The organism is Variovorax soli NBRC 106424 (assembly GCF_001591385.1).
GTDB lineage: Bacteria > Pseudomonadota > Gammaproteobacteria > Burkholderiales > Burkholderiaceae_C > Variovorax > Variovorax soli.
On record NZ_BCUU01000131.1, the window covers coordinates 1 to 11,892 of the forward strand.

Genomic DNA, 11,892 nt, shown 5'->3' on the forward strand with positions numbered 1-11,892 from the left:
CCGGCGCCAGCGTGGGCAGCGGCGGCATTGCCGCGGGTGCGGGCGCAGGCGCCGTTGCAGGCGTGAACCTGACCAGTGCAACCGGTTCGCTAGGCACAGTGACCGCGCCAGTCACGGCTGTTCTGGCGCCCGTCACCACCGCGCTGGCGCCCGTGACGAACACACTGGCCCCGGTGACCAACACAGTCACGAACACACTGACCCCGGTCACCAATACGGTCACCAACACGCTGGGCACCGCCACCACGGCGATCGCCCCCGTGACGAACACGCTGACCGGCGGCAGCACCAGCACCAGCTCGACCAGCGGCACCAACGTGGTCGGCAGCACGGTCGGCACGGTGACCGGCATCGTCGGCGGCATCACGAAGCGTTGAAGCGACTGATCGATGCCGATGCGCCTTTCCTGTATCGGCATCGCTGTCGCCTCCCTCGCCTGCGCCGGCCTGGCGCAGGCGCAGCGGGCGGCCGTGGTGCCCGCCGATCCCCTGGACCTGATTCCCCAACCCGCCAAGGTGCCCGCACCACCGGCGCCCCAACCGAGCCTGGACACCACCACGCCGGCCGGCGCCGCGGCAGGCCGGCTCGATGCGCAGATAACGCCCACGCGCTTCGAGATCGAAGGCGTCAATGCCCTGCCCTTTTCCGAGATCGCGGGGCTCTTCGCGCCGCTGGCGGGCAAGCCCGTGACGGTCGGCCAGCTGGCCGGCCTGGCGCGCGACGCCACCGCCCGCTACCGCGACGCGGGCTACCCGCTGTCCTTCGTCTACCTGCCCGAGCAGGACTTTGCCGATGGCATGGTGCGCGTGGTGGCGGTCGAGGGCCACATCGCCAGCATCCGCATCGAAGGCGATGCCGGCGCGGCCGAGCCCAAGCTGCGCGAGATCGCGCAGCAACTGCAGGCGGAGAAGCCCCTGCGCCTGGCCACCTTCGAGCGCGCCACGCAGATCATGTCGCGCCTGCCGGGCCTGAGCGTCGCGGCCGAGGCCGCCATGCCCACCACCACCAATGGCGACGCGCCGCTGGTCCTGAAGGTCAAGCGCGAGCCCTACAACGTCTCGCTGGGCGCCGACGTGCGCCAGCCCACCTCGCGCCTGGTACTGACCGGCCGCGTGGGCGATCTGCTCGCATCGGGCAGCGACCTGAGCGCCTCCACCCTGCTGGGCAACTGGGAGCGCGAGAAGTTCGCCTCGCTCGCCTACAGTCAGTACGTCGGGGCCGACGGCCTGGCCTTGAAGACCACCTATTCCGACTACCGCGGCTACCCCGACGAATCCATGGGCAAGGACTCGCCCATCCAGCGCTACAACACCAACCGGCGGCTGGAGTTCTCGGGCAGCTATCCGCTGATGCTGTCGGCCGCCAGCAGCCTGTTCCTGAACGGCGGGCTGTACGGCGTGGACAACACCGACGACTACAAGGTGCCGGTGAACGGCGCGCGCCTTACCGACGAGACCCAGGTGCGCGCCGTCTTCCTGCAGCTGGTGTATGCGGACGCCACGCCGCGCCGAAGCCGCAGCGCCAGCGCGATGCTGACCCAGGGCATCGACGGCCTGGGCGCCTCGGCCCAGGTGCGCAGCAACGTGCCCGGCGCCTCCGGCCCCGGCACGGCCGACCTCAGCTTCACGCGGCTGGCCTTCGACGTGAGCCAGCGCGACCGCTTCGAGAACCTGTGGGGCACCGCCATCTCGATGGGCGGGCAGGTCAGCGGCAACTCGCTGGCCAGTTCCGAACGGGTGTCCTTCGGCGGGCCGCGCTACGGCAGGGGCTACGCAGCCGGCGACGGCTCGGGCGACAGCGGTGTCGGCATCGGGCTGGAACTCAACCGCGCCTTTGCCTTCGACGCCACCTGGCTCAAGCAGGTGGAGCCCTACCTGCTGCTGGAAGCCGCCCACGTCTCGACCCACATCGGCCGGCCGGTGCCGCGCGACCTGCGCTCGGTGGCGCTGGGCCTGCGCCTGTCGGACGCGCGCCACTACAACCTGGACCTGGCCGTGGCCAAGCCCACCGGCGACGCGGCGCTGAACAACCCGCAGCGCGACGTGCGGGTGAGCCTGCTCTTGAGCTACCAGCTGGAGGGGCTGCTGCGCTGACCGGCAACGGAATGCACCAGCATCGGGCACGGCCTGCGCTACGCGGCTAAAGTCTCGCCTCCGCCAGGAGGTTCAGGCTCTTGTTCCGCTTCTTCGAAAAACTGTTGTCGCCCTATCCGCCGGCCGAGCCGGCGCTGCCGCCCCAAGGCTTCTTCGCCTTCCTGTGGGCCTGCACGGAAGGCCTGCGCGGCAAGGTCTTCTGGCTGGCCTTTCTCACCGCGGCCATGTCGGCCTTCGAGGCGCTGCTGTTCGCGGTGCTGGGCCGCGTGGTGGACTGGCTGGGCGGCATCCGGCCCGAGCAGCTGTGGGCCGAGCGCGGCGGCACCCTCGCCTGGCTGGCCGCGGCGCTGGCCGGCAGCATCGTGGTGGTGGCGCTGCAGACCATCGTCAAGCACCAGACGCTGGCCATCAACCTGCCGATGCGCCTGCGCTGGAACTTCCACCGCCTGATGCTGGGCCAGAGCATGGCCTTCTACCAGGACGAGTTCGCCGGCCGCATCACCACCAAGGTGATGCAGACCGCGCTGGCCGTGCGCGACACCCTCTTCGTCATGGCCGACGTGCTGGTGGCCATGGTGATCTACATCGCCACCATCATCATCCTGGCCAGCGTGTTCGCGGGCGGGCTGGTGTGGCCCTTCGTCGTGTGGCTGGTGCTGTATGTGGCCACCATGTTCTATTTCGTGCCGCGCCTGGGCAAGATCGGCAAGGCGCAGGCCGATGCGCGCTCGGTCATGGTGGGCCGGGTGACCGACGCCTACACCAACATCGCCACGGTCAAGCTGTTCTCGCACACCCAGCGCGAGGCGCACTTTGCCCGCGCGGCCATGCAGGACTTCATCGTCACCGGCTACAGCCAGATGCGGCTGGTGAGCGCCTTCGAGATCGTCAATCACACGCTGTCGGTCGGCCTGATCGGCGGCATGGCCGGCACCGCGCTGTGGATGTGGTCGCACGGCCAGGTCGGCGTGGGCGCGGTCGCCGCCGCCACAGCGATGGCGCTTCGGCTGCAGGGCATGTCGCACTGGATCATGTGGGAGATGACCAGCCTGTTCGAGAGCGTCGGCACGGTGCAGGACGGCATCAACACGCTGAGCCGCCCGCGCACGGTGGTCGATTCGCCCGACGCCTTCGCGCTGGAAGTGCCGCGCGGCGAGGTGCGCTTCGAGGACGTGTCCTTCTCCTATGGCGAAGGCAAGAAGCACGTCATCGACCACCTGAGCCTGGTGGTGCGCCCGGGCGAGAAGGTGGGCCTGGTGGGCCGCTCGGGCGCGGGCAAGTCCACGCTGGTGAACCTGCTGCTGCGCTTTCATGACCTGAGCGGCGGGCGCGTGCTCATCGACGGGCAGGACATCTCGCTGGTCACGCAGGATTCGCTGCGCGCGCACATCGGCATGGTCACGCAGGACACGAGCCTGCTGCACCGCTCGCTGGCCGACAACATCGCCTACGGGCTGCCCGACGCCACCGAGGCGCAGATCCGCGCGGCGGCCGACCGGGCCGAGGCCTCGGGCTTCATCGACACGCTGACCGATCCGCAGGGCCGCAAGGGCCTGGCCGCGCACGTGGGAGAACGCGGCGTGAAGCTCTCGGGCGGGCAGCGCCAGCGCATCGCCATTGCGCGCGTGATGCTCAAGGACGCGCCGATCCTGCTGCTGGACGAAGCCACCAGCGCGCTGGACTCCGAAGTGGAGGCCGCCATCCAGGAGAGCCTGTACGAACTGATGGAAGGCAAGACCGTGATCGCGATCGCGCACCGCCTGTCGACCATTGCCGCCATGGACCGGCTCATCGTGCTGGACGAAGGCCGCATCGTGGAGCAAGGCGACCACAAGAGCCTGCTGGCGCGCGGCGGGCTGTATGCGCGGCTGTGGGCGCACCAGAGCGGCGGCTTCCTCGGCGAGGAAGCCGAAGACCTCGCAGCCGAGCCGGCTTGACGGCGGCGCCATGTCCGACGACCTGAAGTCGCTGCGCCTGTTCGTGGCCGTGGCCGACCGCGGCAGCATCAGCGAAGGCGCCAAGCGCTGCCACCTGGCGCTGGCCGCGGCCAGCAAGCGCATCGCCGAGCTGGAGGCGCGTGCGCGGCTGCCGCTGCTGGTGCGCCATGCGCGCGGCGTGGTGCTCACCCCGGCCGGCCATGCGCTGCTGGCGCATGCGCGCACCGTGCTGCTGGCCATGGACCGCATGAGCGCGGAGCTGGACGAATTCCGCCAGGGCATCGCCGGTGTGGTGCGGATCGTGGCCAATGCGTCGGCCATCGCGCAGTTCCTGCCGGCGCAGATCGGCGCCTTCCTGCGCGCGCACCCGGGCCTGAAGATCGACCTGCAGGAGCACACCAGCCCCGAGGTGGCCAAGGCCGTGGGCAGCGGCCTGGCCGACATCGGCGTGCTGGAAAGCCAGACCCCGGCCGAGGGCCTGGAATGCCTGCCCTACCGCGAGGACGAGCTGGCGGTGGTGGTGGGCCTGCGCCATCCGCTGGCGCGGCGCCGGCGCATCGACGTGGCCGAGATGCTGCGCCACGAGCACATCGTGGTGCGCGAAGGCACCGCCGTCTACCGCGTGCTGCGCGCCAGCGCCGACGAGCTGCGCGTGCCGCTGAAGGTGCGCATGCAGGTGGGCAGCTTCGACATCGTCTGCCGCATGGCCGAGGAAGGCGTGGGCATCGGCCTGCTGCCGCGCGCGGCCATTGCGCCGCAGCTGGCGACCATGCGGCTGCGCTGCCTGCAGCTGGATGCGCCATGGGTGCACCGCAGGCACCTGCTGTGCGTGCGGCGGGTGGAGGGGCTGACGGTGGCGGCGAGGTCGGTGCTGGATTTTCTGGGGGCGCCAAGTTAGCCCACCGTCGGAGCCAAGCGGGCGATCCTGTCGCCCGCTTCAGCGATGCGGGCAGTCAACGCCGCCAGGCAGGGCCCGAACCCTTCGCTCAAGGCATCGCATGCCTGCAGCCGCCGAACGAACTCCTGCGCCAAGGGCAGCGCCCGATGCCACGCCTCGGCGGGAACGTCATTGCCGATCGTCAGCAGAAGCTCGCGTTGCACCAGATCGCCGCCTGCCGTCGGTGCGAAGGCCATGGGCGTCATGTCGTACGCCGGGGCCAACTGATAGGGGCGCCCCTGCTCCGACATGAACGAGAGGTTTCCACCGTGCATGTCCGTGTTGGCGATGAGCGTCCCGAACGCCCACAGCACGTCGGTGCCGGCCACCGCTTCCGGATGGACGATCCCTTCCTTCGCAAGCGCGCGAGCGACGTGGGGCCAGGTGTTTGCACTGCCCACGAACTCGGCGTCCAAGGCGGCAATCGAGAAGAGTGCGCGGCGCCCTTGCGGGCCCTCGCGATCGAACCGGCAGACCTCCAGGAACCGTTGCGCCCCGTGGTTGTGGATGGCCGACCGCGCGGCGGCCACGCCGTGGTCGCGCAACACCTCGAGGGCCAGGTGCTCGGCCTGCAGGAGATCCCGCCAGCGCTGGCTGACCAGGTTGTCCGCCAGTGCCGTGAACTTGACGATGACGTGCGCGGGCCCGTCTTCGAGTTGCGCATAGGCCGTGAACTTGGGCTGCTCACCGCCGGCAGAGGAGCCGTGATGCTCCCCGCGTGCCGCTGCGGCGGCCAGTTCGGTGTAAGCCTGCGCCTTGCCTGCCAACGCGATGGCTTCGGGCGCCGATGCGTTGACGAACAGCTCACGCGCGGCATCGCCCACCAGCAGGTTGCCGGGAAGGTCCTCGCCTTGGAGCAGGAGCGCGCGAAGGACGTGGGTATCCGTCCAGTCGCTGAGCCGGCCCGGCAGACCCAGGCGAGCGCCGTGCTGCTGGTTGTAGGCCCGTCCCAGATACCCCTGCGGCCGCATGTCGAAAAGCCACCATGGAAGGCCTTCGGCACGCCGCCGGACGCCATCGCTCTGCTCCATCACGAAGCCGTTCGGGCACACGGGAATGAGCCGCCCCAGCGCCACCAGCCGGCCTTCGCTCGACACACGATGGATGGGTGCATGCAGTTCCGCTCGCGTGGAGTCTCGCAACGCGTATTGAATAGATCTGGCGGCGCCGAAGGACACCAGGTCGTCCCCCAGCGTCTTCAGGGCCCGGGACAGCGTCGGCTGGCTCACACCGAGGGCGAACGCGAGGCTGCGCGCGGTCTGCGGACCGCGGCGAAGCCGCGTCCGCGCCTCTGCTCCAAGCTGATGGGATGCGCTCGCCATTGTCGGGATTGAATGGATAATTGAATAGATACTTGAATAGATTTTATCCAAAATTCGACCCCACGGCGCCCCTCGACCCTTCGCCTCCCGCGAAGGCTCGCTGGCCCAATGCCGAATTGTCCGGCCGCGGCCCCGATGAAAGAATTTGAGCGACTACCTGCATCCACGGAGACCCGCTTGAAGATCGTCCGCGTCAGCGCCACGCCGCTGAACATTCCAGTCACCATCGACGTGCTGGGCCTGAACAAGACCACTTCCCTTTCGCTGTGCCTGACCGAGGTCGAAGCCGACAACGGCCTGGTGGGCCACGGCATGACCGCCATCACCGAGGAGGAGATCATTGCCGCCGCGGTCAACGAGGTGGCCGGCCCGGCCCTGATCGGCGAAGACCCCATGGCCACCGAGCGACTGTGGGAAAAGCTCTACTGGCTGCTCTCGCCGCGCGGCCAGACCGGCTATGCCAGCCACGCCATCGCCGCGCTCGACATCGCCCTGTGGGACCTCAAGGGCCAGGCCCTGGGCCAGCCGGTGTGGCGACTGCTGGGCGGCGCGCGCCAGCGGGTGCCGGTGTATGCCACCTTCGGCTTCGGCTTCTTCGAGCGCGACCAGCTGGCCGACGCCGCGAAGCTGTGGGTGGAGCAAGGCTTCCAGCGCCTGAAGATGACCGTGGGCGGCCATGCCCTGGCCCGCCGCGACGAGCCGCGCCCCATCGACGAGGTGATCGCCGAGGACGTGCGCCGCGTGGCCGCGGTGCGCGAGGCCGTGGGGCCCGACGTGAAGCTCTATGTGGACGCCAACTGCGGCCTGGACCTCTTCCATGCCACCGAACTGGCGCAGCGCATCGAGCCCTACGGCATCAGCTTCTTCGAGGAGCCGCTCACCCAGAACGACGTGCGCCAGATGGCCCAGCTGCGCAGCCGCACGCGCATACCGCTGGCGTGCGGGCAGAACGAGGGCCTGGCCTTCCGCTTTCGCGACCTGCTGGTGGCGCAGGCGGCCGACATGCTGCAGCCCAATGTGGCGATCTCGGGCGGCTATTCGCAGTGCCTGAAGATCGCCGGCATGGCGCAGGCCTTCAACGTGCCCATCGACAACGGCGGCGCCTGGCCCTTCCACAACATGCACCTGCATGCGGGCGTGGCCAACGGCGGCATGGTCGAGTACCACTATGTGGCGGTGGAGATGCTGCGGCAGGTCTTCGACGGCCTGCCCGCGCCGAAGGACGGCTGGCTGACGCTGCCCGATCGCCCCGGCCTGGGCTTCGCGCCCGACCCGGCGCGGGTGAAGGAGCTGGCCCGCCGGCCGCTGTCGGCCGGCAAGGGCAAGGCCTGACGCACGGCCGCACCAGGCGGCAAGACGAGACAAGACAAGAAAACGGAGACGCACGATGAACGCATCCCCCCCGAACCTGCGACGCCGCTTGCTGGCCGCCCTGCCCGCGCTGGCCGTGGCCGGCGGCCTGCTCGGCACGTCCGCGGGCGCCTGCGCGCAGGACTATCCGAACCGCCCGATCCGCCTGCTGGTGGGCTATTCCGCCGGCGGAGGCGTCGACGGCGCGGCGCGCCTGCTGGCCAACCAGCTGTCGCAGCAGCTGGGCCAGCCCGTGGTGGTGGAAAACCGCGCCGGGGCCTCGGGGCAGATCGCGGCGGACGCCGTCGCCAAGGCCGCCCCCGACGGCTACACGCTGCTGCTCGGCGAAAGCGCCCTCATGATCGCCAAGGCCATGCTGCCGGCGCAGTCGGTCGACCCGATGGCCTACACGCCGGTGGCCGGCGCCTTCGTCTCGCCGCTGGTCATCATCTCGAGCAACGACTTTCCGGCGCGCACGCCAGCCGAACTGGTCAAGGCCTTGAAGAGCAATCCGGGCAAGCTGTCGTACGCCACCTCCGGCGTGGGCACGGTGCATCACCTGGGCTTCGAGATGCTCAAGCAGGAAACCGGCACCTTCGTGCTGCACGTGCCGTACCGCGGTGCGGCGCAGATCGTGCCGGACGTGATCAGCGGCCAGGTGTCGCTGGGCGTGGTGAGCGTCACCGCCGCCGTCGCGCAGGCCAAGGCGGGCCGCGTGCGGGCCCTGGCCCTGATGAGCAAGGAGCCGATGGCGGGCGCCGAGAGCATCCGCCCCCTGGCCGATGCCCTGCCGGGCTTCGACGTGGCGCCGCGCCTGTTCGTGCTGGCGCCGGCCAACACGCCCGCCCCCGTTGTCGCCAAGCTGTCGGCCGCGGTGAAGGCCGCGCTGGACCAGCCCGAGACCGCCAAGGCTGCCCTGGCCCAAGGCACGCTGCGCGCCTACCTCGATCCGCAGCAGCTCAAGCAGTCCATGCAGGAAGAGGACAAGCGCTGGAGCCAGCTGGTGCGCGAGCGCAAGCTGACGCCCGAGGGAGGCTGAGCATGCTGCCGCAACTGGGCCTGATCGTTCCGCCGGCCGCAGGCGAAGTGCCGCCCGAAGGCCCGGCCCTGTACGACGGCCGCGCCGCCTTCCGCGCGCGCGGCCTGGGGCTCGCCGAGATTTCCAACCGGGGCTACGACGCCGTGATCGACCGCGTGGCGACCCTGGCCGCCGAACTGGCCGCCGGCGGCGCGCAGGCCCTGTCCCTCATGGGCACCTCGCTGAGCTTCTATCGCGGCGGGCAAGCCAATGAGGACCTGAAGCGGGTGATGACGCTGGCCAGCGGCCTGCCCTGCACCACGATGAGCGATGCGGTGGTGCGCGGCTTGCGTGCCGTGGGCGCCCGTCGCGTGGCCGTGGCCACGGCCTACATCGACGAGGTGAACCGGCAGCTCGACGCCTTCCTGCGCGAATCGGGCTTCACGCCGACGGCCTTGCGCGGCCTGTCCATCACCGGCGTGAAGGAAGTGGGAGAAGTCGGCACGACCGTGCTGGTCGATCTGTGCCGAAGCGTGTTCCAGGCGCAGCCCGGCGCCGAGGCCATCCTGATCTCCTGCGGCGGCCTGCGCACGCTGGAGGCGGCGCGCCAGGTCGAGGCCGAACTGGGCGTGCCGGTGGTGTCCAGCTCGCCGGCCGGCTTCTGGGATTTGATGCGGACCGCCGGACTGCCCGCGCACGCCGCAGGCAACGGGCGCCTGTTCGAAGCCGAAGCGAAGACAGCAGTCTGACAACCGACGGGAGCGGCTCCGGCGCCAACGGACGGCCTTGCCGCGGCAGGCCGCGCATGGACAATGTGCGCCGGCGTACCCCACGCAGATCGGGGGCGCCTCATTTGCGCGACACATCGATCAAATCAAGGAGGATTCCATGCGCACAACAATCTCGCTGACAGCAGCCTGCCTGTCGCTTTCCGCACTGCTCTTCACCCACGCCGCCGCCGGCGCGGAAGAAAAGCACTCACTCGACTACGAGAACCAGGCCACCTGGAAAGGCGTGCTGGACCAGGCCCAGTCGCCCATCGACATCGTCACCCGCGAGGCCAAACCGGCCCAGACCAACGAACCGCGCGCCATCGTGCTGCGGCACCTGGACCGCGCCACCGGCACCGCGGAGGACAACGGCCACGCGGTGCAGTTCAACACGCACGCGACCGAGGCCACGATCCGCGGCCGGCATTTCCGCATGGCCCAGTTCCACATGCATGCGGCCAGCGAGCACACCATCGACGGCAAGCAGTTCCCGCTGGAAGGCCACTTCGTCTTCCAGGCGCAGGATGGCCGCCTGGCCGTCGTGGGCGTGATGTACCAGGAAGGCCGGGCCAACCGCGCCATCCAGGGCATCCTCGACGACCTCGCCACCGCCAAGGGCGGCGCCATGCCCAAGTCAGCCACGCTGGACATCAAGCCCCTGCTGCCCAGGAAGCTCGGGTACTACCACTACCTGGGCTCGCTCACCACGCCGCCGCTCACGCAAAACGTGGAGTGGTATGTGCTCAAGCAGCCGGTGTCGCTGTCGGCCGAGCAGTTGGCCACGCTGCGCAAGCACTATCCGCGCAACAACCGGTCGATCCAGCCGCTGAACGGGCGGCCGGTGATCGAGTTCGGGGGTTGAGGCGGACCACCACCTTCGGCGCCTGGGCGAAACGGGCGCCCGGCTGTGGTCCAATTGAGGGTTGTCCCGGGCCGCCGGCCAGTGCCCTGTCCCGGTGCCCCCACATTCTGCGAGCCCAAACATGAGCACCATCCTGCAAAACCTCCCCACCGGCCAGAAGGTCGGCATCGCCTTCTCCGGCGGCCTGGACACCAGCGCCGCGCTGCTGTGGATGAAGAAGAAGGGCGCGCAGCCCTACGCCTACACGGCCAACCTGGGCCAGCCGGACGAGCCCGACTACGACGAGATCCCGCGCAAGGCCATGGCCTACGGCGCCGAGAAGGCCCGCCTGGTGGACTGCCGCACGCAGCTGGTGGCCGAGGGCATTGCCGCCATCCAGTCCAATGCGTTCCACGTGAGCACCGGCGGCGTGACCTACTTCAACACCACCCCGCTGGGCCGCGCCGTGACCGGCACCATGCTGGTGGCCGCCATGAAGGAAGACGACGTCAACATCTGGGGCGACGGCTCGACCTTCAAGGGCAACGACATCGAGCGCTTCTACCGCTACGGCCTGCTGACCAACCCGCAGCTGAAGATCTACAAGCCCTGGCTCGACCAGAAATTCATCGACGAGCTGGGCGGGCGCAAGGAGATGAGCGAGTTCCTCATCGCCAACGGCTTCGACTACAAGATGAGCGTGGAGAAGGCCTACAGCACCGACTCCAACATGCTGGGCGCCACCCACGAGGCCAAGGACCTGGAGTTCCTCAACTCGGGCATCCGCATCGTCAACCCGATCATGGGCGTGGCCTTCTGGAAGGAAGCCGTCGCCGTCAAGGCCGAGGAAGTGACCGTCCGTTTTGAAGACGGCCACCCGGTCGCGCTGAACGGCAAGACCTTCGCCAACGCCGTGGAGCTGATGGAAGAAGCCAACCGCATCGGCGGGCGCCACGGCCTGGGCATGAGCGACCAGATCGAGAACCGCATCATCGAGGCCAAGAGCCGCGGCATCTACGAAGCCCCCGGCATGGCGCTGCTGCACATCGCCTACGAGCGCCTGGTCACCGGCATCCACAACGAAGACACCATCGAGCAGTACCGCATCAACGGCATCAAGCTCGGCCGCCTGCTCTACCAGGGCCGCTGGTTCGACCCGCAGGCCATCATGCTGCGCGAGACGGCGCAGCGCTGGGTGGCGCGTGCCATCACCGGCGAAGTGACGCTGGAGCTGCGCCGGGGCAACGACTACTCCATCCTCAACACCGACTCGCCCAACCTCACCTACAAGCCCGAGCGCCTGTCGATGGAGAAGGTGGAAGACGCGCCCTTCTCGCCGGCCGACCGCATCGGCCAGCTGACCATGCGCAACCTCGACATCGTCGACACGCGCGACAAGCTCATGACGTACGTGAAGACCGGCCTGCTGGCACCCTCCAGCGGCTCCGAGCTGCCGCAGCTCAAGGACGACGCGCGCAAGTAAGGCGCCAACAGCCAGCGCACCCGCGTTGATCGCCCCCTCGCCGCTGCTGACCGAATCCATCCGCGCGCTGGAGGCGAGCGGTCCGCTGGAAGACGCGCAGCCGGCGCGCGAGGCGGCACGCGCCGCCGCCTCCGACGAGGG

General features: G+C 69.4%; 9 protein-coding genes and 1 pseudogene. 9 read left to right on the forward strand and 1 reads right to left on the reverse strand.

The window, feature by feature from the left end; all coding sequences use genetic code 11:
* From VSO01S_RS27615 to VSO01S_RS24010, 4 genes and pseudogenes are all read left to right on the forward strand, one after another.
* A pseudogene (locus VSO01S_RS27615) lies at positions 1 to 377 on the forward strand (hypothetical protein); the annotation flags it as partial.
* Positions 378 to 395: 18 nt separating this feature from the next.
* A complete protein-coding gene (locus tag VSO01S_RS24000) occupies positions 396 to 2,093 on the forward strand; it encodes a ShlB/FhaC/HecB family hemolysin secretion/activation protein (protein ID WP_068645302.1) in 1,698 nt (565 codons plus the stop codon).
* Positions 2,094 to 2,173: 80 nt separating this feature from the next.
* Complete coding sequence (locus VSO01S_RS24005; RefSeq protein ID WP_068645303.1) at positions 2,174 to 4,030, forward strand: ABC transporter ATP-binding protein; 1,857 nt, start codon at positions 2,174 to 2,176, stop codon at positions 4,028 to 4,030.
* Between the two features lie 10 nt (positions 4,031 to 4,040).
* Positions 4,041 to 4,928: a LysR family transcriptional regulator gene (locus VSO01S_RS24010; protein WP_068645304.1), complete on the forward strand. Its 888-nt coding sequence runs from the start codon at positions 4,041 to 4,043 to the stop codon at positions 4,926 to 4,928.
* Here VSO01S_RS24010 and yjjJ read toward each other — a convergent pair.
* Positions 4,925 to 6,289: a type II toxin-antitoxin system HipA family toxin YjjJ gene (gene yjjJ / locus VSO01S_RS24015; RefSeq protein ID WP_068645305.1), complete on the reverse strand. Its 1,365-nt coding sequence runs from the start codon at positions 6,287 to 6,289 to the stop codon at positions 4,925 to 4,927. The two genes, VSO01S_RS24010 and yjjJ, sit on opposite strands and share 4 nt — an antisense overlap.
* Before the next feature lie 177 nt (positions 6,290 to 6,466).
* Between yjjJ and VSO01S_RS24020 the strand changes: the two genes are divergently transcribed.
* The 5 genes from VSO01S_RS24020 (at position 6,467) to argG (ending at position 11,751) form a co-directional block, all read left to right on the forward strand.
* Positions 6,467 to 7,621 (forward strand): mandelate racemase/muconate lactonizing enzyme family protein, encoded by a 1,155-nt coding sequence (locus VSO01S_RS24020; protein ID WP_068645306.1) that lies wholly within the window; start codon positions 6,467 to 6,469, stop codon positions 7,619 to 7,621.
* A gap of 55 nt (positions 7,622 to 7,676) precedes the next feature.
* Entirely contained in the window at positions 7,677 to 8,678 is a 1,002-nt protein-coding gene (locus VSO01S_RS24025) for a Bug family tripartite tricarboxylate transporter substrate binding protein (RefSeq protein ID WP_068645307.1), read from the forward strand.
* 2 nt (positions 8,679 to 8,680) lie between these two features.
* Positions 8,681 to 9,406, forward strand: a complete 726-nt coding sequence (locus tag VSO01S_RS24030; RefSeq protein WP_068645308.1) for an arylmalonate decarboxylase — start codon at positions 8,681 to 8,683, stop codon at positions 9,404 to 9,406.
* Between the two features lie 139 nt (positions 9,407 to 9,545).
* A complete protein-coding gene (locus VSO01S_RS24035) occupies positions 9,546 to 10,289 on the forward strand; it encodes a carbonic anhydrase (RefSeq protein ID WP_068645309.1) in 744 nt (247 codons plus the stop codon).
* A 121-nt stretch (positions 10,290 to 10,410) separates the two neighbouring features.
* Positions 10,411 to 11,751 (forward strand): argininosuccinate synthase, encoded by a 1,341-nt coding sequence (gene argG / locus VSO01S_RS24040; RefSeq protein ID WP_068645310.1) that lies wholly within the window; start codon positions 10,411 to 10,413, stop codon positions 11,749 to 11,751.
* Positions 11,752 to 11,892: the final 141 nt, after the last annotated feature.

Coding starts and splice junctions, on each gene's coding strand:
- VSO01S_RS24010 (WP_068645304.1), top strand. CDS start 4,041: ATGTCCGACGACCTGAAGTCGCTGCGCCTGTTCGTGGCCGTGGCCGAC.
- argG (WP_068645310.1), top strand. CDS start 10,411: ATGAGCACCATCCTGCAAAACCTCCCCACCGGCCAGAAGGTCGGCATC.
- VSO01S_RS24035 (WP_068645309.1), top strand. CDS start 9,546: ATGCGCACAACAATCTCGCTGACAGCAGCCTGCCTGTCGCTTTCCGCA.
- VSO01S_RS24025 (WP_068645307.1), top strand. CDS start 7,677: ATGAACGCATCCCCCCCGAACCTGCGACGCCGCTTGCTGGCCGCCCTG.
- yjjJ (WP_068645305.1), bottom strand. CDS start 6,289: ATGGCGAGCGCATCCCATCAGCTTGGAGCAGAGGCGCGGACGCGGCTT.
- VSO01S_RS24030 (WP_068645308.1), top strand. CDS start 8,681: ATGCTGCCGCAACTGGGCCTGATCGTTCCGCCGGCCGCAGGCGAAGTG.
- VSO01S_RS24000 (WP_068645302.1), top strand. CDS start 396: ATGCGCCTTTCCTGTATCGGCATCGCTGTCGCCTCCCTCGCCTGCGCC.